Source organism: Thermococcus sp. M36 (assembly GCF_012027355.1).
Taxonomy (GTDB): Archaea; Methanobacteriota_B; Thermococci; order Thermococcales; family Thermococcaceae; genus Thermococcus.
Window position 1 is genome coordinate 764,982 of sequence record NZ_SNUH01000001.1, and the last position, 22,827, is coordinate 787,808.

At 56.4% G+C, this 22,827-nt stretch carries 26 protein-coding genes; 20 read left to right on the plus strand and 6 right to left on the minus strand.

Annotation, left to right across the window (positions count from 1 at the left end):
• The first annotated feature begins 8 nt into the window (after positions 1-8).
• From E3E36_RS04375 to E3E36_RS04400, 6 genes are all read left to right on the plus strand, one after another.
• Complete coding sequence (locus E3E36_RS04375) at positions 9-1,709, plus strand: CGP-CTERM sorting domain-containing protein (protein WP_167894110.1); 1,701 nt, start codon at positions 9-11, stop codon at positions 1,707-1,709.
• 4 nt (positions 1,710-1,713) lie between these two features.
• Positions 1,714-2,097 (plus strand): hypothetical protein, encoded by a 384-nt coding sequence (locus E3E36_RS04380; protein ID WP_167894111.1) that lies wholly within the window; start codon positions 1,714-1,716, stop codon positions 2,095-2,097.
• A gap of 33 nt (positions 2,098-2,130) precedes the next feature.
• Positions 2,131-2,844 (plus strand): hypothetical protein, encoded by a 714-nt coding sequence (locus E3E36_RS04385; protein ID WP_167894112.1) that lies wholly within the window; start codon positions 2,131-2,133, stop codon positions 2,842-2,844.
• A gap of 10 nt (positions 2,845-2,854) precedes the next feature.
• Complete coding sequence (locus tag E3E36_RS04390; protein WP_167894113.1) at positions 2,855-3,313, plus strand: hypothetical protein; 459 nt, start codon at positions 2,855-2,857, stop codon at positions 3,311-3,313.
• Between the two features lie 86 nt (positions 3,314-3,399).
• On the plus strand, positions 3,400-4,749 hold the full coding sequence (glmM, locus tag E3E36_RS04395; RefSeq protein WP_167894114.1) for a phosphoglucosamine mutase: 1,350 nt from the start codon (positions 3,400-3,402) through the stop codon (positions 4,747-4,749).
• A gap of 79 nt (positions 4,750-4,828) precedes the next feature.
• Positions 4,829-5,161, plus strand: coding sequence for a nascent polypeptide-associated complex protein (locus E3E36_RS04400; RefSeq protein WP_167894115.1), 333 nt, complete (start codon positions 4,829-4,831; stop codon positions 5,159-5,161).
• Between the two features lie 20 nt (positions 5,162-5,181).
• Here the strand turns inward: E3E36_RS04400 and E3E36_RS04405 are convergent, their stop codons facing one another.
• Positions 5,182-5,547, minus strand: a complete 366-nt coding sequence (locus E3E36_RS04405) for a carboxymuconolactone decarboxylase family protein (protein ID WP_342764377.1) — start codon at positions 5,545-5,547, stop codon at positions 5,182-5,184.
• Between the two features lie 97 nt (positions 5,548-5,644).
• Between E3E36_RS04405 and hflX the strand changes: the two genes are divergently transcribed.
• On the plus strand, positions 5,645-6,919 hold the full coding sequence (hflX, locus tag E3E36_RS04410) for a GTPase HflX (protein WP_167894116.1): 1,275 nt from the start codon (positions 5,645-5,647) through the stop codon (positions 6,917-6,919).
• On the opposite strand, the gene E3E36_RS04415 is transcribed toward hflX, so the two are convergent.
• A complete protein-coding gene (locus tag E3E36_RS04415; protein WP_167894777.1) occupies positions 6,911-7,873 on the minus strand; it encodes an inorganic phosphate transporter in 963 nt (320 codons plus the stop codon). The two genes, hflX and E3E36_RS04415, sit on opposite strands and share 9 nt — an antisense overlap.
• A 221-nt stretch (positions 7,874-8,094) precedes the next feature.
• Between E3E36_RS04415 and E3E36_RS04420 the strand changes: the two genes are divergently transcribed.
• The 13 genes from E3E36_RS04420 to E3E36_RS04480 all read left to right on the plus strand — a co-directional run bounded on the left by E3E36_RS04420 (position 8,095) and on the right by E3E36_RS04480 (position 19,947).
• Entirely contained in the window at positions 8,095-8,652 is a 558-nt protein-coding gene (locus E3E36_RS04420) for a pyruvate/ketoisovalerate ferredoxin oxidoreductase subunit gamma (protein ID WP_167894117.1), read from the plus strand.
• Positions 8,653-8,688: 36 nt separating this feature from the next.
• On the plus strand, positions 8,689-9,006 hold the full coding sequence (locus tag E3E36_RS04425) for a 3-methyl-2-oxobutanoate dehydrogenase subunit delta (protein WP_167894118.1): 318 nt from the start codon (positions 8,689-8,691) through the stop codon (positions 9,004-9,006).
• A gap of 10 nt (positions 9,007-9,016) precedes the next feature.
• Complete coding sequence (porA, locus tag E3E36_RS04430; protein ID WP_167894119.1) at positions 9,017-10,204, plus strand: pyruvate ferredoxin oxidoreductase; 1,188 nt, start codon at positions 9,017-9,019, stop codon at positions 10,202-10,204.
• Between the two features lie 5 nt (positions 10,205-10,209).
• Positions 10,210-11,145, plus strand: coding sequence for a 3-methyl-2-oxobutanoate dehydrogenase subunit beta (locus tag E3E36_RS04435; protein WP_167894120.1), 936 nt, complete (start codon positions 10,210-10,212; stop codon positions 11,143-11,145).
• A gap of 61 nt (positions 11,146-11,206) precedes the next feature.
• Positions 11,207-11,524 carry a pyruvate synthase subunit PorD gene (porD, locus tag E3E36_RS04440; protein ID WP_167894121.1) on the plus strand — a complete coding sequence of 106 codons (318 nt, stop codon included), beginning with the start codon at positions 11,207-11,209 and terminating at the stop codon, positions 11,522-11,524.
• Between the two features lie 11 nt (positions 11,525-11,535).
• The gene (gene porA, locus E3E36_RS04445; RefSeq protein ID WP_167894122.1) at positions 11,536-12,720 is read left to right on the plus strand and encodes a pyruvate synthase subunit PorA; all 1,185 of its coding nucleotides are present in this window, start codon (positions 11,536-11,538) and stop codon (positions 12,718-12,720) included.
• Between the two features lie 10 nt (positions 12,721-12,730).
• On the plus strand, positions 12,731-13,726 hold the full coding sequence (gene porB, locus E3E36_RS04450; RefSeq protein ID WP_167894123.1) for a pyruvate synthase subunit PorB: 996 nt from the start codon (positions 12,731-12,733) through the stop codon (positions 13,724-13,726).
• Between the two features lie 148 nt (positions 13,727-13,874).
• The gene (locus E3E36_RS04455) at positions 13,875-14,567 is read left to right on the plus strand and encodes an FmdE family protein (RefSeq protein WP_167894124.1); all 693 of its coding nucleotides are present in this window, start codon (positions 13,875-13,877) and stop codon (positions 14,565-14,567) included.
• A 1-nt stretch (position 14,568) separates the two neighbouring features.
• Positions 14,569-15,687 (plus strand): iron ABC transporter substrate-binding protein, encoded by a 1,119-nt coding sequence (locus tag E3E36_RS04460; protein WP_167894125.1) that lies wholly within the window; start codon positions 14,569-14,571, stop codon positions 15,685-15,687.
• 5 nt (positions 15,688-15,692) lie between these two features.
• The gene (locus E3E36_RS04465; RefSeq protein WP_167894778.1) at positions 15,693-16,727 is read left to right on the plus strand and encodes an iron ABC transporter permease; all 1,035 of its coding nucleotides are present in this window, start codon (positions 15,693-15,695) and stop codon (positions 16,725-16,727) included.
• Positions 16,724-17,470, plus strand: coding sequence for an ABC transporter ATP-binding protein (locus tag E3E36_RS04470; RefSeq protein ID WP_167894126.1), 747 nt, complete (start codon positions 16,724-16,726; stop codon positions 17,468-17,470). Before E3E36_RS04465 ends, E3E36_RS04470 begins: the two co-directional genes overlap by 4 nt.
• 82 nt (positions 17,471-17,552) lie before the next feature.
• Positions 17,553-18,452, plus strand: a complete 900-nt coding sequence (locus E3E36_RS04475) for an Mrp/NBP35 family ATP-binding protein (RefSeq protein WP_167894779.1) — start codon at positions 17,553-17,555, stop codon at positions 18,450-18,452.
• A 133-nt stretch (positions 18,453-18,585) separates the two neighbouring features.
• Entirely contained in the window at positions 18,586-19,947 is a 1,362-nt protein-coding gene (locus E3E36_RS04480; RefSeq protein WP_167894127.1) for a hypothetical protein, read from the plus strand.
• On the opposite strand, the gene E3E36_RS04485 is transcribed toward E3E36_RS04480, so the two are convergent.
• From E3E36_RS04485 to E3E36_RS04500, 4 genes are all read right to left on the minus strand, one after another.
• Entirely contained in the window at positions 19,931-20,665 is a 735-nt protein-coding gene (locus E3E36_RS04485) for a DUF2110 family protein (RefSeq protein ID WP_167894780.1), read from the minus strand. The genes E3E36_RS04480 and E3E36_RS04485 overlap by 17 nt on opposite strands.
• 38 nt (positions 20,666-20,703) lie before the next feature.
• On the minus strand, positions 20,704-21,240 hold the full coding sequence (gene tfe / locus E3E36_RS04490; protein ID WP_167894128.1) for a transcription factor E: 537 nt from the start codon (positions 21,238-21,240) through the stop codon (positions 20,704-20,706).
• 140 nt (positions 21,241-21,380) lie between these two features.
• Entirely contained in the window at positions 21,381-21,668 is a 288-nt protein-coding gene (locus tag E3E36_RS04495) for a hypothetical protein (protein WP_167894129.1), read from the minus strand.
• Positions 21,669-21,858: 190 nt separating this feature from the next.
• Entirely contained in the window at positions 21,859-22,746 is an 888-nt protein-coding gene (locus tag E3E36_RS04500; protein ID WP_167894130.1) for an ADP-dependent ribose-1-phosphate kinase, read from the minus strand.
• Between the last annotated feature and the right edge of the window lie 81 nt (positions 22,747-22,827).

Sequence of the window (22,827 nt, forward strand, 5' to 3'; positions counted from 1 at the left end):
ATGGAAAAATGAAAAAATCCGGCATCTTCGTTGCATTTTTTCTTGCTATGGGCCTTTTTCTGCCCCTTGCAAGCCCTTCCAGCGCGTGGGAGGTCATCTACGAGGTCCAGCCCGATAAAACGATGTTTGACAGTCCTTACAACCCTGTGGCATTTGTTCCGGGGAGCTCGGGGGATTACTATCTCCTCGGAAGCCACGGGGCCGGATTGGCGGTTCTGATACACCTCTCGCCGATGGGAGAGGTTCTCTGGGCCAAGAACTTCAGCCTCAGTCAGGAACTTCCCCTCAACCTCCCCTACGGGCAGTATCAGGTCGTGTCGGATATAGCCGTTGGGAATGATGGCATCTACGTCGTCTTAAGGACGAACGGCGTCGTCAATGTTTCGGCACCAGATGACTGGATCAAGGGGGACCCGCTCTTCACGCTGGTCAAGTTCGACTTCTCGGGGAACCCCGTCTGGGCCAGGGCCTTCAAGAACTCCGACAATGGCTATGGGGGCATCAGGGTTCAACCTACCGGCGACGGGGTCATAGTGGTCGCTCCGATTTACGCGCACATGCACCACAAAGACCCCGATGACCCGTACGATTACGATCACATAGCTTCCGCCCTCGACGTAGGGGCGATAAAGTTTGATCCCTCTGGAAACCTGGAGTGGATTCACATCTACGGAAGGGAGGGTCTACACGAGCATATTCAGGCAGTGAGCTTCGATGGAAACGAGGTGGTGATAGCGTTCTCCTCTCCCGGGGGTCCAGACCTCGGATTCCTAGGCATAGACCCCGTAACGGGAGAGCCGAAATGGGTTAAGGAGTATAAACAGGCCATCGATGGTGACGAACTCTGGAAGATGGGGCGCTTCAATACCCTCTCCGGCGGAAGGCCAATGCTCTACAGCGTTCCCGGTGGGTGGCTCTACACCAACGGCCTTCCCGGGAAGTACGACGGCGGAGCCTCAATCTGGGTAAAGCTCGACAAGAAGGGCAACATCCTCTGGAGCGGCTTCTGGAATACGACCATCTACAATGGACAGTCCCCGGCGGGCTTTGCCCTCGCAGATGACGGAAACTACGTATTCCTTGACCCTCTCGTCAAGACCTCCCCCTCGGGGGAGATCCTCAAGGTCTACTACGACGTTCAGCCCCACAGCAGGTACATATCCCGCGCAGGGGACGGCTTCGTTATATTCCTTCCTCCGGACAGGCTCCTGAAACTTGGCCCGAACATGGAATTCGCCGGCTGCGACGTTCACCACGTCGAGCAGGGCGGAGAGCTGGCCGCTTGGGTTCCGAACTTCGTGGAGCTCGGAAAGGATGACGTGAAGTTCGTGAAGGTGCCTTTCTACTCTGAGGCCAGCTTTGAGGGAACCTTTGAGTTCGACGACCTCCCGACGGGGGAGTGGTACAAGATCGCTCCAGTGGAGATATGGGTTCACGACCACCCGAGCGAGTACTTCCACGTTGAGGAAGCCTGCAACCAGACGGGTTTATCCGAGGGGGGAACTGAAGACTCTACCGGCCCTGCCACATCGGTCCACTCGCCAACAGCCACATCCGAAGGTTCCGGCTTCACAAGCCCAAGCCCATCCAGCGGCCCCAGCAGCGAGGGAACAGGCACTGACGGGGGAGTTTCGGTAGACGTGACCTGCGGGCCAGGGATGATGGCCCTGCTCGCGCTGCTGGTGATTGCAATAACTCGGAGGAGGTGATGATATGGGACTGATCAAAAAGCTGATCGTTGGCTTCTTCCTGCTCATAGTCATAGGCATAGTCGCGGTCTTCGGCACCCAGTACTACTACCTCAGCACCTACGACAAGGTTCCGGTCGAGGTCAAAACGGAAACTGTGAGCGGCGATGTCTTTTACCTCTCGCACGTCCTCGATCCCGGGAAGTACTACATCAACGCGAGCAGCGATGGGACGGTGGAGAAGATAACGATACTCGACGAGAACAACAACGTCCTGACCGAATCGGAAACAGACAGTATGATCTACGGCTCAAGCAAGCCCTTCCAGGTCAGGATTGACTACAAGAGCCCCCTGAACGTGGATTCCTACAAAGTCAGCGTTGGAATTTACCTGCTGGAAAAGAAGTGAGCCCTTTTGTTTTTTCACACGAAAACTGGAGGAATGGGAATGAGAAGGTTCGTCTTTGCCCTGCTGGTGACCCTTCTGGTCATCGCGGCGGGCTGTGAAAGTCCCGATGCAAACGTGGAGACCGAGAAGACTCTCACGGTGAACGATATAACCGTGCACTACTCGGGGGATATCTCACTATCCCAGGCTAATTCCGTTTTGAACTTCGTCCGCGACAACTTTCAGATAACCGGGGAAACGGACGTTTACCTCTCAAAGAGCGGCGATTCATACACCGTCGGGGTGACCACACCCTACGGGAGCGGGAGCGAGGTCGATGAAAAAACTGCCTTCTACGTGAGGATAATGGCGTCCAAGATGTCTCAGGAGGTGTTTAACGGGGAAAAAGTGTTCCTTAAGCTCCTGAGCCCCGATGAAAACGAGGTCTTCTCGGCGGAGAGCAAATACACCTACATCGAGTCCAACGGTATAACCGTCTGGTACGTCGGCGTTGGGAAGGATGACGCCCAGAAGGTACTCGACTATGCGGTTTCCTTCGCGGGGAACGGCCCTTGGGATATCTTCATCGACGGGAGCAACCCTTACACGATAAGCGCCATGAGTTCCTTCGAGAGCAGGGACGAGATAGGCGATGCCGAGGGCGCGTACAGGAAGATGGCATCGGACCTCTCCGAAAAGCTCGGTGGAAAGGTCGTCCTCAGGGTTCTCAATCCGAGCGGTGAGGAGATAGCGAGGTTTACGAGTTGAGGTGAAGGGAATGGAGAAGGTTCTCTACGTTGTGGGCAACGTTGACTACAAGAGGGGTTTCATGAGGGAGAGCAGGGCGAGCCTTGTGATAACTGACGGGAGGCTTATAGTGGCGTTTCTAACTCCCGAACTCGCCAAGAAAATGAAGAAAGAGACTGAAGGAGGGGTTAGGGGCTTTCTCAAGGGTATCACCACGGCATACGGCCACTGGAAGGAGTACTACGACATGAGCCCTGACGAAATCCTCGGAGAGAGCCCGGAGAACTTTGAGATCCCAATCCGCGAGGTCAGGGAGGTAAAGATGAAGAATGGTGACTCCGAGTCCGGGAAGAGGGACGAGCTTGAGGTAAAGGCCGGGAAGAGCTACAAGTTCTACGCCGATGCGAGCACGATTCCCATTCGGGAGGTCAAAAAGTCCCTCGAAGGGCTAGGCGTCAGGGTTAAGGACCCGCGCTTCAGCTTCATCTGAGCCCTTTCTTTTTCTCTCCAGTTCGTGGGAAAAGGTTATATTTCTCCCGTTCTCATCACAAATCATAATTCTCACGGGTGGTCATCATGGGGAAGTACTTCGGAACCAGCGGCATCAGGGAGGTCGTCAACGAGAAGCTAACTCCCGAGCTTGCCCTAAAGGTCGGCAGGGCACTGGGAACCTACCTTGGCGGTGGAACGGTGGTAGTTGGGAAGGACACCAGGACGAGCGGCGAGATGCTTAAGAGAGCTTTAATAAGCGGGCTTCTATCCACTGGGATAGACGTCATAGACATCGGCCTCGCGCCCACGCCCCTGACCGGCTTCGCCATCAAGCTTTACGGTGCCGATGCCGGCGTCACTATCACGGCAAGCCACAACCCGCCCGAGTACAACGGCATAAAGGTCTGGCAGGCCAACGGAATGGCCTACACCCCCGAGATGGAGAACGAGCTTGAGGGAATCCTCGAATCCGGGAACTTCAAGAAGGCCCCCTGGAACGAGATTGGTAACCTCAGAACCGCTAACCCGCGGGGGGAGTACATAAAAGCCGCCCTTGATATGGTCCGCCTTGAGGATTCGTACACGGTCGTTCTCGATTCTGGAAACGGTGCTGGCTCGATTCTAAGCCCATACCTCCAGCGCGAGCTCGGAAATAAGGTTATCTCGCTCAACTCCCACCCGAGCGGCTTCTTTGTCAGGGAGCTTGAGCCGAACGCGAAGAGCCTAGCCATGCTCGCCAAAACCGTGAGGGTGATGGATGCCGACGTCGGCATAGCGCACGACGGCGACGCCGACAGGATTGGAGTTGTGGACGATGAGGGCAACTTCATCGAGTACGAGGTCATGCTGAGCCTTATAGCCGGCTACACCCTCCGCAAGTTCGGGAAGGGGAAGATAATCACCACCGTCGATGCCGGTTTCGCTTTGGACGACTACGTTAGACCCCTCGGCGGAGAAGTCGTGAGGACGCGTGTTGGAGACGTTGCCGTTGCGGACGAACTTGCAAAGCACGGCGGCGTCTTTGGCGGTGAGCCGAGCGGGACGTGGATAATGCCCCAGTGGAACCTCACTCCGGATGGAATCTTTGCTGGGGCTCTCGTCCTGGAGATGATTGACAGGCTCGGCCCCCTAAGTGAACTGGCCAGGGATGTCCCGCGCTACGTTACGCTGAGGGCCAAGATACCCTGCCCCAACGAGAAGAAGGCAAAGGCGATGGAGATAATCGCCAGGGAAGCCCTCAAGACTTTCGACTACAGGAGGCTCATCGACATAGACGGCGTTAGAATCGAGAACGACGAGTGGTGGGTTCTCTTCCGCCCGAGCGGAACCGAGCCGATAATGAGGATAACGCTGGAAGCCCACACGGAGGAGAAGGCGAGGGGGCTGATGGAAAAAGCCGAGAAGCTGGTGAGGGAGGCTATAGGGGCAGCGTGACCAGCGGCAGGCCTGAAAGCCCTGGGAGATCCCACACCTTTTTAAAATCCTCCACCAAATTCTACGCAGGTGGACGAACATGATGGGAATGAACCCGAGGCAGATGAAGAAGCTCATGCGCCAAATGGGCATCAAAATGGAGGAGTTAGAAGGCGTCACCGAGGTGGTGATAAGGTTCGCGAACAAGGAGGTAGTCATCAAAGACCCCGTTATAACCGTCATAACCGCCCAGGGAGAGAAGAGCTACCAGATCGTTCCAGGGAGCGAGGAGGTAAGGCCAATAATCAGCATATCCGAGGAGGACATCAGGCTCGTCATGGAGCAGGCTGGGGTGGACTACGAGACAGCAAAAAAGGCCCTGGAAGAGGCCGAGGGCGACCTCGCTGAGGCGATACTCCGGCTAACGGAATGATCAATCAAAAGGTAAAAAAGTCATCCCTTTTCTCCCCTTTCAAAGGCCTCAATGGCCTTCATGAGCGGTATCAGGTGCATAAGGGCAGGTCCTCCTGCCATAAGAACGGCAACCAGGCCCGCTTCTATCAGCTCCTCCCTCTTTGCCCCCGCCTCAAGGGCCTTCTGGGTGTGCAGGGTTATGCACCACTCACAGCCCTGTGCTATGCCAAGGGCGACCGCTATGAGCTCCTTCTCACGGGTGGTAAGGGCCTTGTTATCAACGACCTCTCTGAGGAACCGGGAAAACGCGGCCATCTCCTTGGGGTGCTGCTTCCCCAGGGTGTCGAGGAGCTCCTCTATCTCCCTAAGTTTGACGTTAACCTCGTCGGAATTCACGGGAACCACCACATATTACTTGCATTTTCAGTTTAAAGGCGTATCCCAAACTTCAGGTTGGAAACCATACCAAAAGAATATAAAGGAAGGGGAGTAGGCGCTGACGATGAGGGCAATCGGCGTAGTAAGGAAGTCCCGGCGGGAGAGAATAAGCCGGGAGGAGTTTGAAGAGCTCCTCCGGAGTGCTGGCTACGAGATAGTGGCGATACTCGAACAGAACCGGGAGGAGCACCCGAAGTACAACATCGGGAAGGGGAAACTGGAGGAGCTGAAGGAACTCGTTGATGAGCTGAGGCCGGACAGGGTGGTCTTCGCCAACAGGCTCACGCCCAGCCAGGCCTACAACCTCTGGAAGGAACTCAGGGTTGAGGTCATAGACAGGTGGCAGCTCGTCCTTGAGATATTCGAAAAGAGGGCCCACTCAAAGGAAGCCAAGCTCCAGGTGGAGCTCGCTTCACTCCAGTACGAGGTTCCCCTCGTGAAGGAGGCCATACGGAGGATAAAGCTCGGCGACAGGGCAGGCTTCAAGGGAATGGGTGAGTACCAGACCCAGCAGTACCTCAAGCACATCCGCTACAGGATGGGCCGCATAAGGAAGGAGCTCGAAAGGGTCAAGGCAGACAGGGAGGTCAAGAGGAAAAGGCGCGAAGAGGTCGGCTTCATACTCATAGCCCTCGCGGGCTACACCAACGCGGGCAAGTCCACGCTCCTGAACGCGCTCGCAAGGGAGGAGATCGAGGCCAAGGACCAGATGTTCACGACCCTAGATACGACCACCCGGCGCTTTAAACTCGGCGGGAAGAGGGTTCTCGTTACCGATACCGTCGGGTTTATAGACGGACTTCCTCCCTTCATAGTAGAGGCCTTCCACTCGACGCTGGAGGAGATAGTGAAGGCGGACATAATACTCCTCGTTCTGGACGTAAGCGAACCGTGGGGCGAGATAAGGAGGAAGTTTTTGGCGTCCATTAACGTCCTAAGGGAGCTTAAAACACTCGATAAGCCAATGATAGTGGTGCTCAACAAGAGGGACCTAACAGCCGTTGAAGACGTCAGGGACAAGGCCGACAGAATAAGGGAGCTAGCCGAGGAGAGGGAGATAAACGTTTCCCGCGTCGTTTCGATATCAGCCAAGCTTGGAGAACTGGAGGAACTGTACGAGGCCATTGAAGATGTCATACTGACCCTGCCCAAGTACGGGGCCTTCGAGATAACAGTGGGGGAGCCAGAGAAGGTCCCCCAGGCGATAGCGCTGATAAACGCCATCGGTGAGGTTCTGAATGTGGAGTACGGGGAGGAAACGAGGATAGAGGCCTACATTCAGACCGGAATGATAAAGGAGCTGACGAGGCTGGGCGTCGGAATAAAGAGGTTAAACTAGCCCCACCAGAGAGAAGGCCTTGAAGATGGCCAGTGAGATGAATATCGCCGTCAGCGGTGTGGCGACCCATCCGAAGATTATGTCCATTATCACGGACTTCTCGATGCCCTCGCCCGCTAGGAGGCCCACCCCAACGACGCCGCCCACTATAGACTGGCTCGAGCTGACCGGCAGTCCGAAGAAGTTCGCCAGGCTCACCGCTATGGCGGAGCCGAACTGGGCCGCGAAGGCCGAAATTGGGCCGAGGGCGGTTATCCTCTTGCCGACGGTGTGCATGACCGCGTAGCTGAAGGTCAGAGCCCCCACCGCTAGGCTGAGGGCCACCACTATTCCGGCCGTCTTGGGCTCCATGAAGCCTGCTCCCACTATTGGCCCGGAGGCGTTCGCCACCTCATTGGTTCCGAAGTTGAAGGCCATGTAGGAGCCGCCCAGTATGGCCAGGGCCTTATAGAGGGCCTCGATTGTTGACATGCTCTTGATTTTAGAGACAACCCATGAGTAGAACCTGTAAAGGAACATCGCAAGTATCCCAGAGAGAACCGGTGAAACGACCCACGCTGCGGCTATCTTCCCGAGGGTGTACCAGTTGACGGGTGCGTGGGTGGCCAGGCCCACTCCGATGACACCCCCAACTATAGCCTGAGTTGTCGAGACAGGGAGCCCCTTTACGGTCGCTATCGTGACCCAGACGCCGGCTGCCAAAAGCGCTATCACCGCCATCTCCATTGTGAGGTATCCCTCCGGAACTATGCCCTTGCCCACGGTCTTCATGACCTTGTAGCCCTTGAGGTACGCCCCCATGAGAACAAAGATGGCTATCGTCAGCGTTGCCTGGCGGAAGCTGAGTATGCCCGCACCAACCGCGGTGCCCATAGCGTTGGCGGAATCATTGGAACCTATGTTCCAGGCGATGTAGAAGGCCACTGCTATCGCTGCAAGGGCAATGCCATCCATGAGCATCACCTATATAGTCTATATACCGGCATGTAGTTTATGGGCTTAAAAATTTAGCGGACGAACCTTTTTCGGGAAACGATGCCCCAATCATGCCATTGACGACTGACAAAGTTCACGCCTACCCAAAGACAGCTGACGAAGGGAGCTTAAGCCAATACCGAAACTTAAATAAATGCAATGGATGAATAAGTTTTGACAAATTTAAGGAGGCAGAGAAGATGATCGAGATTCGTTTTCACGGTAGGGGTGGACAGGGTGCAGTTACTGCCGCCAACATACTAGCCTCAGCTGCCTTCCTTGAGGGCAAGTACGTCCAGGCGTTCCCGTTCTTTGGTGTTGAGAGGCGTGGAGCGCCGGTTACGGCCTTCACCAGGATCGACGAGAAGCCAATCAGGATAAAGACCCAGATCTACGAGCCAGACATCGTCGTCGTTCTCGACCCGAGCCTTCTCGACACGGTTGATGTCACCGCAGGCCTAAAGGAGGGCGGAATCGTCATAGTCAACACCGAGAAGGGCAAGGAGGAAGTCCTTAAGAAGCTCAAGAAGAAGCCGGCCAAGCTGGCGCTCGTTGACGCAACCACCATCGCACTTGAAGTCCTCGGCCTGCCCATCACCAACACCGCGATCCTCGGTGCCGTCGCCAAGGCTACCGGCGTCGTTACCCTTGAGCACGTCCAGAAGGCCATCCAGGACGTCTTCTCAGGAGCCCTTGGCGAGAAGAACGCCAAGGCCGCAGCAGAAGCCTTCAACAAGACCGTCCTCTACGAACTCTGATTCTCTTTCCTTATAATCCTTGAAGGGGTGAAAAGCGTGAACACGTTGTTTGGTGAAAGGAAAGAAGGGGCCGTCAAAATCGTCCTCACGTCCGTGGACGAGTATCCGGAGGCCCCGATAAGCCTGGGCACAACCCTCACCAACTTCACGGGAGACTGGAGGACGTTCATACCCGTCGTTGATGACAGCAAGTGCGTCAAGTGCTACATCTGCTGGAAGTTCTGCCCAGAGCCGGCCATATACATCCGTGAGGACGGTTATGTGGGGATTGACTACGACTACTGTAAGGGCTGCGGAATCTGCGCCAACGAGTGCCCGACCAAGGCGATAACCATGGAGAAAGAGGAGAAGTGAGGTGTTGGCCATGGAGTACAAGCCCATTAGAAAGGTTGTGAGCGGCAACTACGCGGCCGCTTACGCCGTCAAGCACGCCCGCGTTGAGGTTGTGGCCGCTTACCCCATCACCCCCCAGACGAGCATCATCGAGAAGATAGCCGAGTTCCTGGCCAACGGCGAAGTGGAGAACCTTGAGTACGTTCCAGTTGAGAGCGAACACTCTGCCATGGCGGCATGTATAGGGGCGAGCGCCGCTGGAGCCAGGGTCTTCACAGCCACCTCCGCCCAGGGTCTGGCTCTGATGCACGAGATGCTCCACTGGGCCAGCGGGGCGAGGCTTCCGGTTGTCATGGTTGATGTGAACCGTGCCATGGCCCCACCGTGGAGCGTCTGGGACGACCAGACCGACAGCCTTGCCCAGAGGGACACTGGATGGATGCAGTTCTACGCCGAGAACAACCAGGAGGTCTACGACGGCGTCCTTATGGCGTTCAAGGTGGCGGAGACCGTCAACCTGCCGGCCATGGTCGTTGAGAGCGCGTTCATCCTGAGCCACACCTACGACGTCGTCGAGATGATCCCCCAGGAGCTCGTTGACGAGTTCCTCCCGCCGAGGAAGCCCCTCTACACGCTGACCGACTTCGACAACCCGATAGCGGTCGGCGCCCTCGGAACGCCCGCCGACTACTACGAGTTCCGCTACAAGATACAGAAGGCCATGGAGAAGGCCAAGGAAGTCATCAGGGACGTCGGCAAGGAGTTCGGCGAGAAGTTTGGAAGAGACTACAGCCAGATGATAGAGCTCTACAGGACTGAGGACGCGGACTTCGTCTTCATGGGAATGGGCTCCCTCATGGGAACCGTCAAGCAGGCCGTTGATGTACTCCGCGAGGAGGGCTACAAGGTCGGAGCAGCCAAGGTTCGCTGGTTCAGGCCCTTCCCGAAGGAGGAGCTCTACGAGCTCGCCAAGAACGTTGAAGGCATAGCCGTTCTCGACAGGAACTACTCCTTCGGTATGGAAGGCATACTCTTCACCGAGGCCAAGGGAGCGCTCTACAACACCAAGGCGAAGCCGCTCATGAAGAACTACATCGTCGGCCTCGGAGGAAGGGACTTCACCGTCAGCGACGTCAGGAAGATAGCTGAGAACATGAAGGCCATAATCGAGAAGGGCGAGCTGGATGTAGAGGTGGACTGGTACCACCTTAAGAGGTGAGAAAGATGGAGATCCCCGAGAACGTTAGGAAGAGGCTGAGCATTCCGGCCGACGAGCACTTTTACGCAGGGCACACGGCCTGCCAGGGCTGTGGTGCTTCCCTGGGACTCCGTTACGTTCTTAAAGCTTACGGAAAGAAGACCATATTCGCTATCCCGGCGTGCTGTTCAACCATCATAGCCGGCCCGTGGCCCTACAGCGCCCTCGACGCCAACCTCTTCCACACCGCCTTCGAGACGACCGGAGCGGTCATAGGCGGCATCGAGGCGGCTTTGAAGGCCAAGGGGTACAAGGTCAAGGGCGAGGACGGAATAATGGTCGTCGGCTGGGCCGGCGACGGCGGTACAGCGGATATAGGCCTCCAGGCCCTTTCGGGCTTCCTTGAGAGGGGCCACGACGCGGTCTACATAATGTACGACAACGAGGCTTACATGAACACCGGAATCCAGAGGTCAAGTTCAACCCCATACGGAGCCTGGACCACCAACACCCCAGGCGGAAAGATGCACTTCTTGGAAAAGAGGAACAAGAAGAAGGTCATTGACATCGTCATCGCCCACGAGGTGCCCTACGCGGCAACCGCCAGCATAGCATACCCGGAGGACTTCATAAGGAAGCTCAAGAAGGCCCAGAAGATTCCGGGGCCGAGCTTCATACAGCTCTTCGCCCCGTGCCCGACAGGCTGGCGCTCACCCACAGACAAGAGCATCGAGCTTGCAAGGCTCGCGGTCCAGACTGCCTACTTCCCGCTCTTTGAGTACGAGAACGGAAAGTACAAGATCAACATGCCGTCAACGAAGAAGGAGCCGAAGCCCATCGAGGAGTTCCTCAAGTACCAGGGCAGGTTCAAGTACATGACCAAGGAGGACATTGAGAGGCTCCAGGAGTGGGTCAACCGCGAGTGGGAGAAGCTCAAGAAGCTCGCCGAGGTCTTCGGCTGAGCTTTCCCTCTTTACCCCAAGATTTAAGTTCCCATCTGATAATTCACCCGAGGTGATAAACATGGCCGAGAGTCCGTTTAAGGCCGAGATTGAGAGGGTTCAGAAGGAGTATAGCGAAAAGATGACGGTTGGGGCAATAGCGACCATACCCGGAAGCAGCGTCGTCAACAAGACCGGTTCCTGGCGTGTCTTCATGCCGGAGTTCAACAGGGACAAGTGCGTTAGGTGCTATCTCTGCTACATCTACTGCCCGGAGCCGGCCATATACCTCGACGAGGAGAACTACCCGGTCTTTGACTACGACTACTGTAAGGGCTGTGGAATTTGTGCGAACGAGTGCCCTGTTGATGCCATAACAATGGTTAGGGAAGTCAAGTGAGGTGGTGGAAGATGCCGATTAGAAAGGTTATGAAGGCCAACGAAGCGGCTGCCTGGGCGGCTAAGCTGGCCAAGCCAAAGGTTATAGCCGCGTTCCCAATTACGCCGTCCACACTGGTTCCTGAGAAGATCAGCGAGTTTGTCGCGGATGGAGAGCTTGACGCAGAGTTCATCAAGGTCGAGAGCGAGCACTCAGCGATTTCAGCCTGTGTCGGTGCCTCAGCCGCTGGAGTCAGAACCTTCACTGCGACCGCCTCGCAGGGTCTCGCCCTCATGCACGAGATACTCTTCATCGCCGCCGGAATGCGCCTCCCGATAGTCATCGCCGTCGGAAACCGCGCTCTCTCAGCTCCGATCAACATCTGGAACGACTGGCAGGACACCATCAGCGAGCGCGACACCGGGTGGCTCCAGTTCTACGCTGAGAACAACCAGGAGGCTCTCGACCTCATCCTGATAGCCTTCAAGGTCGCCGAGGACGAGCGCGTTCTCCTCCCGGCCATGGTCGGCTTTGACGCGTTCATCCTCACCCACACGGTCGAACCGGTCGAGATACCCGACCAGGAGCTCGTCGACGAGTTCCTCGGCGAGTATGTGCCAAAGCACGCCTACCTCGACCCGAGCAAGCCGATAACCCAGGGTACCCTCGCCTTCCCGGCCCACTACATGGAGGCGAGATACACCGTCTGGGAGGCCAATGAGGCAGCAAAGAAGGTCATTGACGAGGCCTTTGCTGAGTTCGAGAAGCGCTTTGGTAGAAGGTACCAGAAGATTGAGGAGTACAAGACCGACGACGCCGAGATAATCTTCGTCACCATGGGCTCACTCGCCGGAACCGTCAAGGAGTACGTTGACATGCTCCGCGAGAAGGGCGTCAAGGTTGGAGTCGCCAAGCTCACCGTCTACAGGCCGTTCCCGACTGAAGAGGTCAGGGAGCTGGCGAAGAAGGCCAAGGTTCTCGCTCTGCTTGAGAAGAACGTCACCTTCAGCGTCGGCGGTGCCCTCTTCCAGGACTTCAGCAGGGCACTTATCAACGAGAAGGAGAAGCCCGTCATAGTTGACTTCATCCTCGGCCTCGGTGGAAGGGACGTCACCTTCAAGGACCTCGACGAGGCCCTCGGCATAGCCCAGAAGGCCCTCGCTGGAGAGGAGTTTGATGAAGTCAACTGGATAGGACTGAGGAAGGAGATACTGTGAGGTGAGGAAGATGGCCGTTAGGAAGCCCCCGATCACTACTCGCGAGTACTGGGCCCCAGGACACGCCGCCTGTGCCGGCTGCGGCTGTGCCGCCGCCCTGAGGCTCGCCACCAAAGCGTTTAGCGAGGCCATGGAGGAGAAGTACGGAGACCCGAATGCCTTTGCAATAGCCCAGGCCACCGGATGTATGGAGGTCGTCAGCGCTGTCTTCCCGTACACCGCCTGGAAGGCCCCGTGGGTTCACGTGGCCTTTGAGAACGCGGCTGCCGTTGCCAGCGGTGTTGAGGCCGCCTGGAAGAAGGTGGGCAGGAAGGGCAAGATACTGGCAATAGGCGGTGACGGTGGAACAGCCGACATCGGTATGCAGGCTTTGAGCGGCATGCTCGAGCGCTGGCACAACGTCGTATACCTCATGTACGACAACGAGGCCTACATGAACACCGGAATCCAGAGGTCAAGCTCCACACCCTACGGCGCCTGGACCACCACCAGCCCGCCGGGCAAGCTCTCCATCGGTGAGGACAAGCCCAAGAAGTGGGTCGCCCTCATCGCGGCAGCACACCAGATACCCTACGTTGCCACCGCCAGCGTCGCCAACCCCTACGACTACATCAGGAAGATGAAGAAGGCGGCAAAGATCGATGGCCCGGCTTTCGTTCAGGTCCAGTGTACCTGTGTTCCGGGCTGGCGCGCCCCGCCTGAGAAGAGCATTGAGATCACCAGGCTAGCCATTGAGACCGGTGTCTGGCCGCTCTTCGAGATTGAGAACGGCGACTTCCACAACATCAAGATACAGGCACCGGGCGGAGGCGCAAAGGTCAAGCGCGAGGGAGGAAGAGTCGTGGCCATCGAGTTCAAGAAGCCCATCGAGGAGTACCTCAAGCTCCAGGGCAGGTTCAAGCACCTCTTCAAGCAGCCAGAGGCAATTGACCAGCTCCGCGAGCAGATCAAGGCCATGTGGAAGGTCCTCGGCGTCGAGGTCACACTCCCGAAGCCGGAGGAGTGATTTCCTCCCCTTTTTCATTTCAAGGCTTTTCTAAAGCTTCCTGATTTAAACCCGCGTAATACTTTCCCGGTTTTCAACCTTTTGTTCATAACACCAATTTTAAAAAACTGTTAAAAATCGTGTTACTTTATCCGAAATCGGTGATACCATGCTCACGCTCAACAGATTAGTCGATGAGAGGGATGTAGAGGGCATCCTAAAGTACGCGAGGGAGTTTCACGGGCACGTCTGCCCCTACCTCGCACTCGGAATAAGGGCATCACTGGTGGCGATGGACAAGCTCGGCGTTGGAAGGCTTGATTATTCCGGCAGCGTGGACGAGTCGGTTCTGGCAATAGTGGAGATAAACAGCTGCTTCACGGACGGAGTTCAGGTCGCAACGGGCTGCACACTCGGGAACAACTCGCTGGTCTACCTCGACCTCGGAAAGACCGCTCTCACGCTCGTAAAGCGCTCAACGTGGGAGGGTGTTAGGGTCTACGCCGACGCGGAAAGGCTGGCGAAGTACTACCCGCCCGGAGCGACGGAGCTCTTCAACAAAGTTGTCAGGGAGAGGAAGGGAACTTCGGAGGAGAGGGCCAGGCTCTGGGAGCTCTGGGAGGAGGCCGCTCACAGGATGCTCCACATTCCAACGGAGGAGTTCAAGATCGAGCGCGTTAAGGTCCCGCCGATAGAGCAGGCCCCCATATTCGAGAGCGTCCGCTGCTCAGAGTGCGGTGAGCTCGTCATGTCGACCAGGGCCGTTCACGTGGACGGAAAGCCCTTCTGCCTCCGCTGTGCAGGCGAGAGGTACCTCGGAGTCATTGGTCGTGGAATAGTCAAACTCGGAGGGAGGGGTTGAAATGAGAAAGCTGCTAGCTATTTTTCTAGTCTTTCTGGTTGTGGCAGTCAGCGGCTGCATCGGGAGCACCAGCAACTCTGGAACTGAGAAAGGAACCGTAACGGTGACCGACGCCATTGGAAGAACCGTAGAAGTGCCCACAGAGGTAACCAAAGTTGTCGCAGCGGGCCCCGGAGCGCTGAGGCTCGTGGTCTATCTCAACGCGAGCGACATGGTTGTGGGCGTTGAGGACTTCGAGAAGCGCTACAACTTTGGGAGACCCTACATCATAGCCCACCCCGAGCTCAAAGACTTGCCGAGCATAGGCCCCGGCGGGCCGGGCAAGCTGCCGGACTTCGAGGCCCTGATAAACCTCAAGCCGGACGTGATATTCCTGACCTACGTCGATGCAAAGACCGCCGATGAAATACAGGAGAAAACAGGCATCCCCGTAGTGGTTCTCAGCTATGGCCAGCTGGCCACCTTCGAGGACGAAGAGCTCTTCAGGTCCCTCGAACTCGCGGGGAGAATACTCGGAAAGGAAAAGAGAGCGCAGGAGGTAATAAACTTCATAAAATCAATTCAGGATGACCTCTCAAAGCGCACCGAGGGCGTTGAGCCCAAGAAGGTCTACGTCGGTGGAATCGGCTACAAGGGCGCCCACGGCATCGAGAGCACTGAGGGCAAGTACTCGCCTTTCGTTGCAGTCCACGCAGATAACGTCGCCGACGAGCTCGGCTCGGGCCACCACTCCATAGATAAGGAGAAGCTCCTTGAGTGGCAGCCGGACTACATCTTCATCGACGAGGGTGGGCTGAAGCTGGTTCTCGATGACTACAGGAAGAACCCGGACTTTTATAACTCGCTGAAGGCCGTGAAGAACGGCAACGTCTACGGCATACTGCCCTACAACTTCTACACCACCAACGTGGGAACCGCTTTAGCGGACGCCTACTACATCGGCAAAGTACTCTACCCAGAGCGCTTCAAGGACGTTGACCCGGCAAAGAAGGCCGACGAGATATACAATTTCCTCCTCGGAAAGCCCGTTTACATGGACATGACCGACCAGTTCGGCGGGTTTGGAAGGGTAGACCTTGAAAACGGAACGGTTAAGTACTCACTGCCGACATCGCCGTGATGGTTATGGACTACGAGGGGTACATAGCAAGAAAGCTCTTTATCGGCCTCTTTTTATTCCTCGCAATCCTTCTTGTTAGCCTGTACTCCCTCTCCCATGGTTCTTATTACCTCTCCATTCGGGAAGTGGTGGACGCTCTTATCGGCAGGGGGAGCGAGAGCGCCATTCTCGTTGTCTGGAAGATCCGCCTGCCACGCATAGTGGCCGGACTCCTCGTGGGGGCTGCCCTAGCGGTGGCCGGTGCAGTCATGCAGGGCTTCCTGAGGAACCCTCTGGCGACGCCCTTCACGATGGGTGTCTCCCACGGGGCGATGTTCGGCGCCTCCTTAGCCATAATCCTCGGCGCGGGCTACACCGAGAGCTCGGGAAGGATATCGCTCGACAACCCCTACGCAGTAGTTTTATTCGCTTTCATGGGTGCCATGGTTGCGGTAGGAATAATCCTGCTCCTGGCGAGGCTCAAGGAGCTCTCTCCCGAAGCCATAATCCTGGCAGGAGTGGCCATGAGCTCCCTCTTCGTTGCCCTCACGACGCTTGTCCAGTACTTCGCGGACGAACTCCAATTAGCTGCTATGGTCTACTGGAGCTTCGGCGACCTCGGACGGGCCACCTGGCGGGAGGACGGCATGATGCTCCTGGTTTTCGTCCCGGTGTTCGTCTACTTCGTCATAAAAAGGTGGGATTTGAACGCGTCAGCCATAGGCGAGGAGGTCGCTAAAAGCGTCGGCGTTGACGTCGAAAGGGTCCGCCTGGTATCTACGTTCCTCGCCGCCCTCATAACTGCCGTGAGCGTCGCCTTCGTCGGGGTGATAGGCTTCATCGGCCTGATAGCACCCCACGCGGTAAGGCTCGTCGCCGGCGGCGACTACCGCTTCCTCGTACCCCTCTCGGCCCTGGCGGGGGCTCTACTCCTCATTACCGCAGATGCCGCCGCGAGACTGGTTCTCGCTCCGATTATGCTCCCGGTTGGAATCGTGACTTCATTCCTTGGGGCCCCGGCTTTCATTTACCTCCTAATAAGGATGGAGGGAAGAAGATGAAGGCCGTAAGAACTAGGGGGCTCAGCTTCTCCTACAACGGCACCGATATCCTGAAGGGGATAGACCTGGAAGTCGAGGAGGGAGAGTTCGTCGCTATCCTCGGGCCTAATGGAGCCGGAAAGAGCACCCTCCTGAAGTGCATCTCCGGAATCCTGAACTGCCGGGGCGTCGAGGTGTTCGAGAGACCCATAGAGGAATACTCCCGGGACGAACTAGCAAAGCTGGTAGCGTACGTCTCCCAAAGGACCGAACCCGGCTTCATGACGGTGTTTGACAGTGTTCTCCTCGGAAGGAGGCCGTACATGGGGCTGAGGCCCTCAAAGAGGGATATAGAGGCAGTTAGGAACGCGCTGAGGAGGCTGGGAATAGAGGGCCTCGCCCTCAAAACCACCAACAAACTGAGCGGAGGTGAGCTCCAGAAGGTGAGCATAGCGAGGGCCCTAGCCCAGGAGCCGAAGGTTCTGATGATGGACGAGCCCACAAACAACCTCGACATAAGGAGCCAGCTCGAGGTGATGAGGATAGCGAGGGAGTTCTTAAAGGGAGGGGGGACGGTGATCGTGGTCATGCACGAGGTAAACCTCGCCATGCGCTTCGCGAAGAGGTTAGTCTTCATGAAGGGTGGGAAGATAGTCGCGGACGGTGGGATCGAGGTTCTTGATAGGAAGCTCTTCAGGGAAGTCTACGGTGTGGACGTTGAGGTGGGGAAAGTCAGGGGCATTCCAGTCGTGCTCCCGCTTTGATTACCCAGATCTGGGCAACACTGTCGAATTTTGGGACAAAACTTTTAAGCCCTTAGGCCAACCTAAACCGGAGGTGTTAGACATGACGATCAAAGCCCCCACGCTCAACATAGGAGGACTGGGCGCTGATCCCCTTACCCAGAGAATAAACGAGAAGCAGAGGAAGTGGAAGTACAAGATAGCCGTGCTGAGCGGCAAGGGCGGCGTCGGGAAGAGCACCGTCGCGGTCAACCTTGCGGCGGCCCTGGCTAAGAAGGGCTACTTCGTGGGAATCCTCGACGCTGACATACACGGCCCCAACGTCGCTAAGATGCTCGGTGTTGACAGGGCAGATGTCCTCGCGGAGAGGCTGGAGGACGGCAGGTTCGAGATGATACCCCCAATGAACGACTTCCTTGGGCAGACGACACCGATAAAGGTCATGAGCATGGGATTCATGGTTCCGGAGAACCAGCCGATAATCTGGAGGGGTTCCCTCGTCACCAAGGCCATAAAGCAGCTTTTGGGAGACGTAAAATGGGGAGAGCTCGACTTCATGATAATCGACTTCCCGCCCGGAACCGGAGACCAGATACTCACGGTTACTCAGAGCATACACCTCGACGCGGCGATAATAGTCACCACCCCGCAGGAGGTCGCCCTCCTCGATACGGGCAAGGCGGTTAACATGATGAAGAAGATGGAGGTCCCCTACATAGCGGTCATTGAAAACATGAGTTACCTCATCTGTCCGCACTGCGGCAACGAGATAGACCTCTTCGGCAAGGGCGGTGGTAAAAAGCTCGCCGAGAAGGAGGGAGTTGACTTCCTTGGCGAGATTCCGATAGACCTCAAGGCCAGAGAAGCCAGCGACGCGGGCATGCCGATAGTCCTCTACGGGGACACCGTGGCGGCGAAGGCCTTCGTGGAGATCGCGGAGAAGCTCGTGAAAAGGCTTGAGGAGATGAAGGGAGGGGAGAAGGAGAGCCCCGAATCGGAGTGAAGCTTTTAAGCCTTTGGTATTATCCCTAGCCAGCGCGGCTCAGACCGGCTGGGGGCCGAAGCGATGGGGCCGCGCTGGGCCGGGCTACATTAACTTTTTAACCACATCGGGCTATCCCATTGGGAGGGAGAACATGAAAAGGGCCCTCTTTCTGGCGGCGCTCATAATACTTCTCGCGGCCCCCTTAGCCTCTGCGGGCGGGGTTACATATCACCCCGACAGAGCCGCGTTTCGGGAGTTTTTAACCTCGGACTCAACATACAGGGTGGTGGGGGGCAACGAAAGCTGGGCCAGGGGGTGGGCATACTACATTGACGAAAAGCTGGACACCATAAAGGGGCATGGGGACGGAGTCCTCGTCCTCGTAGGTAACGTCAAAAACAACCGGTTGATGGCGGAGGTCTGGAACCGGACAGGACTGCCGGCGGAGGAGTCTTTTCACCCGTCGGTGATAATCCTCAACGACACAGTGCTCATAACTGGTTCGAAGGACAACATATACCTCACGGAGCTGGCGTTCCGAGAGCTGTGGAACCCTCCCCTTTCATCAGTGCTGCTCTCATCCCTGCTGGCTCTGGCCATCGTGACCGTTTTTCTCACAGCCCTCACAAGGGATGGAAAACATGCCGGCAGCTTCTACCTGCTCACGGTGTCCCTCTTTGTGCTCTGGTACCTCACGGGCCAGAGACCGGCCCCGACTGAGGGCTTTCTGCACCAGTTCCTCCAAGCCCTGAGCTTTACCAAAGGAGGTCCCCCTGAGTCTCCTTTGAGCGTTATCATGGGGCTCGTGTTCAGGGTCATCCCACCGATAGAGGAGAATCTCGTCTTTATTCACTGGATCCTGGTACTCCTGGTGATATCATGCTCCTTCTGCATAGCTCCAAGGAGATTCCGCGAGATGGGCTTCATAATCTTCGGACTGACGTTCGTCGCCCCTATGTTCAGGGAGGAAATAGGAACCATCAGTGGGGGCATCCTTGGCTTGGCTTCCTTCATAGCCGCCGTTGCAATAATAAGCAACGTGACTTTCTCGCCGGAGAAGGGGAAGGCCCTCGCACAGACGGTGATCCTGTCAGCGTTTACCCTGCTGGCCACGGCCATCAACCCATATCTAGCCCTCACTCCACTGGTGTTTGTGCTGGTCTTTCCGAAGAGGTACCTGAGAAACTACACGTACCTCGCCTTAACGGCCCTTGGAGTTTTCCTGATGTACGTTTACCTGGGGTTCCCCCCACATATCCCTCAGGGTATGGATCCAAACGGGCCGGTGATGGTGAGGCGGTTTCTCCTCAACAGCGGGCTTGCGCTCGCCACCGCAGGGTACGCGGTCACGAGGAGGGAGGTAAAAATAAAGGGCCAGACAGCATTTTTCCTCCTGGCGACCGCCGTGTACCTGCCCCTGTCACTGTTTGTGCCATCTCTGTTGCCATACTGCTTCGTGCTCCTTGCGGGTCTGGTCGTCAGGCTCCTCTACGGGTTCACTCCTGGAACTTGATCGCCCCTATCACGGTCCCCCGAAGGTGGGGGCCTATCTCCTTGATTATGCCCGGCGCCTGAGTCCCCTTCTTGAGTATGAGGAGGGTCTCCATGAGGCCGAGCTCCTCAATCCGCTTGACATCCCTTCCGTGGCCGGTGCGGATTAGCGCCTTCTCAACGTTCTCGCTTATCGTCCCAGCGATGAAGAGTTTGTCGTGGCCGTCGCTGAGCCAAGTCTTTATGCGTTTTAACTGGGCGTCGCTGAAGGCCAGCTCGACCTCCCTCGTACCAAACTCGACGTCGGTAACGGTGACCTCAACGGGAATGTTGTCTACCCAGCCGAACTCCCTTATCATCTGCCTGACAGGCATTTCGCCAAAGGTCTCCTTCAGATAGTAGAGGGGGAGAAGGGCATCCTTAGGCTTGGGAGTGAAAATCCCAATATCGACGTAGGCGCCGTAGCCAACCTTTCCGAGGTCTATAAAGCGCCCCCGGTAGGTCTTGCCCTCCTCAACGGCCTTGAGCCTGTAGGGGACCTCCCCGAACTCCTCACGGACGAGGTTCGTGCTTATTTCCTCGTCCTCACCGTTGAGGCTTACCTTGACCCAGTTCTTTTTCACAGCTGAGAGCTTCCATTCAACTTCCAGATCACCGAGCAGGGCTTTGAGCTTTTTATCGAGCTTCAAAAAGCCACTCCTGTCCCCGTAAACCTTCTCCAGAATAACTACCTCTTCCATTCCCACCATCCCCGAAGTTCATCAGCAAACAGCATCATTCACTTCTTTTTCTTTCTGGGCTTTTTCTTCAGCCCGAGCTCAATCTCAAGCTCCTCTATGCGCCTTTTAAGCTCCTCAACAACGGCAGTGTTGTCGTACTGCATGAGCATGGCCCCGCATATCGGGCACTGGAACTCGTATTCCATGGACTCGTCAAAGGTCAGCTTCGGATGCCCGGGCGTGCCGCAGTGATAGTACATCTCGCTGGTCTCCTCCTCGAGCATTTCCTTGAGCTTCTTCAGCTCGGCCATCTTCTTGGAACGGATTATCTCAGGGAGGCGCTTGGTCTCAAGGCGCCAGTAGTAGTAATACCACCCGGTTTCCTTGTCGCGAATACGCTTGAATTCTGCCAGTCCCTGGTCGTAAAGCATATAGAGAACCTTCCTGACGGTGTTGACCCGTATTCCGGTTATCTCGGCGAGTTCCTCATCTGTGGACTCCTTCTTTTTTTCCAGAGCCTTGATTACCTCAACGGCCTCTTCACCGCCAAGATCCATTGCAAGTTCAAAGAGCTCCTTGTTCTTCCTCCTTGCCACAACGACAACCCCCAGGAGAATATTTGAGCCGCTGGTTTTGACACCGCAAAGTCGTCCAATAATAGACTATGTGGCCTGAAGTATATATAGGTTTTTGTCAGATTTCCAACCACAATGAACAGAAAAGAGCGTTAAAGGAGTCAGTCAGTAAAGTACTCGTCAAGAAGCTCCTTGGCCGAGGGCTTGTACAGCTCCAAGACCTCGATATCCTCTATCACGTTGCCCTCGCGAAGCCTTAACTTCACCTTCCCGCCGTAGACCTGGAGGTCATCCAGCATGCCGTATATAGCATCCTCCGCTTCAAGGGGGGTCTTGAACTTCATTATATACTCCTCTCCCTCGGGCAGGATGAGCTTGACCCAATACTCGTTCTTCCTCTTGAACGGACGAGTGATCTTCGGCTTGAAGTTGTCAATTATGATTTCCAAGAGGTCCACCTCCGGCCTAAGATATTTTGGTTCCTCTAAAGCCTTCCAGAGCCCGGATTTTTAAGGGTTTCTTAGGGGCCCGATGTTCTGGATAAAGTACCTCGGTAGTGTTATTTAAACGTTGTGAGTGGACGGCCAGGGGCATAAGACGGCTAACGGAAGCCAAAAACATGGAAGGGAAAGAAGAGGCTCATCCTTCTCCGAAGGGCAGATCAAGGCCAAGGCGGCGGGCGGTCTCCACGACCCTATCCAGGGGTATCACGGCACTCCTGGCCCCCACCTTCTGTACGGTAAGGTACGCCAGCAGCATCCCGAGCTTCGCGGCATCCCTGAGGCTCCAACCCTGAAGAACCCCGTATATTACCCCCGCATCAAAAGAGTCCCCTGCCCCTGTCGAGTCCACAACCTCAGCGCTTAGCCCTCTGACCTCAAAGACGTTTCCGTCCTCGTCCCTAACAAGGGCTCCTCCCCCATTGAGTGTTACCACGAGGTTCCTGGCCTTGGACAGGCCCAGATCCAGGGAGCCGAACTTTCTTCTGTATTCGTCCTCGTTCATGGTGAGGTAGTCCACCTTCTCCTCGACCCCAGGTGGAAGCTCGGCCTCCCCGATGTCGAGGGACACCGTGATTCCATTTTCATGAGCAAAGTTCACGACCTGGGATATCGTCTCAGGGGGATTGGAGGAGAGGTGGACATGCCTGGCCCTCGCCAGATACTCGAAGTCAACCATCTTCATGGTGTTGGCACCGGGGTACTTGACAATCCTTTTGTCCTCCCCCCTTATCATCGCCACGGCCACGCCCGACGGTGCGTCCACGACCCGTATGCCATCCGTGTTGACCCCTATCTTCCTGAAGTAAGACAGGTGGGCCTCACCTATCTCATCCCGTCCAACGGCACCTATGTAGCCCGTTCTGAGGCCGAAGTGGGCCAGCCACGTTATGGTGTTGGCTGCGGCCCCCCCAAGACCGAAGAATGCCTTCTGGGCACTTACCTTCTCGTGAAACTCGGGGAACCTGTCAAGGAGCATTATGATGTCGTAGTTGAGGTTTCCAACCCCTATGACGTCGAGCTTCATCACAACCCCTCCTGAAAAGGCGATGGGAATAGGTTGGAGGTATGTGTTAATAACGTTGCGGTGGGGCGCACAGGACGGAAC

Bases quoted from the DNA above. Each gene is read 5' to 3' on its own strand.
- E3E36_RS04375 (WP_167894110.1), top strand. From the start codon at position 9: ATGAAAAAATCCGGCATCTTCGTTGCATTTTTTCTTGCTATGGGCCTT.
- E3E36_RS04380 (WP_167894111.1), top strand. From the start codon at position 1,714: ATGGGACTGATCAAAAAGCTGATCGTTGGCTTCTTCCTGCTCATAGTC.
- E3E36_RS04385 (WP_167894112.1), top strand. From the start codon at position 2,131: ATGGGAATGAGAAGGTTCGTCTTTGCCCTGCTGGTGACCCTTCTGGTC.
- E3E36_RS04390 (WP_167894113.1), top strand. From the start codon at position 2,855: ATGGAGAAGGTTCTCTACGTTGTGGGCAACGTTGACTACAAGAGGGGT.
- glmM (WP_167894114.1), top strand. From the start codon at position 3,400: ATGGGGAAGTACTTCGGAACCAGCGGCATCAGGGAGGTCGTCAACGAG.
- E3E36_RS04400 (WP_167894115.1), top strand. From the start codon at position 4,829: ATGATGGGAATGAACCCGAGGCAGATGAAGAAGCTCATGCGCCAAATG.
- hflX (WP_167894116.1), top strand. From the start codon at position 5,645: ATGAGGGCAATCGGCGTAGTAAGGAAGTCCCGGCGGGAGAGAATAAGC.
- E3E36_RS04415 (WP_167894777.1), bottom strand. From the start codon at position 7,873: ATGGATGGCATTGCCCTTGCAGCGATAGCAGTGGCCTTCTACATCGCC.
- E3E36_RS04420 (WP_167894117.1), top strand. From the start codon at position 8,095: ATGATCGAGATTCGTTTTCACGGTAGGGGTGGACAGGGTGCAGTTACT.
- porA (WP_167894119.1), top strand. From the start codon at position 9,017: ATGGAGTACAAGCCCATTAGAAAGGTTGTGAGCGGCAACTACGCGGCC.
- E3E36_RS04435 (WP_167894120.1), top strand. From the start codon at position 10,210: ATGGAGATCCCCGAGAACGTTAGGAAGAGGCTGAGCATTCCGGCCGAC.
- porD (WP_167894121.1), top strand. From the start codon at position 11,207: ATGGCCGAGAGTCCGTTTAAGGCCGAGATTGAGAGGGTTCAGAAGGAG.
- porA (WP_167894122.1), top strand. From the start codon at position 11,536: ATGCCGATTAGAAAGGTTATGAAGGCCAACGAAGCGGCTGCCTGGGCG.
- porB (WP_167894123.1), top strand. From the start codon at position 12,731: ATGGCCGTTAGGAAGCCCCCGATCACTACTCGCGAGTACTGGGCCCCA.
- E3E36_RS04455 (WP_167894124.1), top strand. From the start codon at position 13,875: ATGCTCACGCTCAACAGATTAGTCGATGAGAGGGATGTAGAGGGCATC.
- E3E36_RS04460 (WP_167894125.1), top strand. From the start codon at position 14,569: ATGAGAAAGCTGCTAGCTATTTTTCTAGTCTTTCTGGTTGTGGCAGTC.
- E3E36_RS04465 (WP_167894778.1), top strand. From the start codon at position 15,693: ATGGACTACGAGGGGTACATAGCAAGAAAGCTCTTTATCGGCCTCTTT.
- E3E36_RS04470 (WP_167894126.1), top strand. From the start codon at position 16,724: ATGAAGGCCGTAAGAACTAGGGGGCTCAGCTTCTCCTACAACGGCACC.
- E3E36_RS04475 (WP_167894779.1), top strand. From the start codon at position 17,553: ATGACGATCAAAGCCCCCACGCTCAACATAGGAGGACTGGGCGCTGAT.
- E3E36_RS04480 (WP_167894127.1), top strand. From the start codon at position 18,586: ATGAAAAGGGCCCTCTTTCTGGCGGCGCTCATAATACTTCTCGCGGCC.
- E3E36_RS04485 (WP_167894780.1), bottom strand. From the start codon at position 20,665: ATGGAAGAGGTAGTTATTCTGGAGAAGGTTTACGGGGACAGGAGTGGC.
- E3E36_RS04500 (WP_167894130.1), bottom strand. From the start codon at position 22,746: ATGAAGCTCGACGTCATAGGGGTTGGAAACCTCAACTACGACATCATA.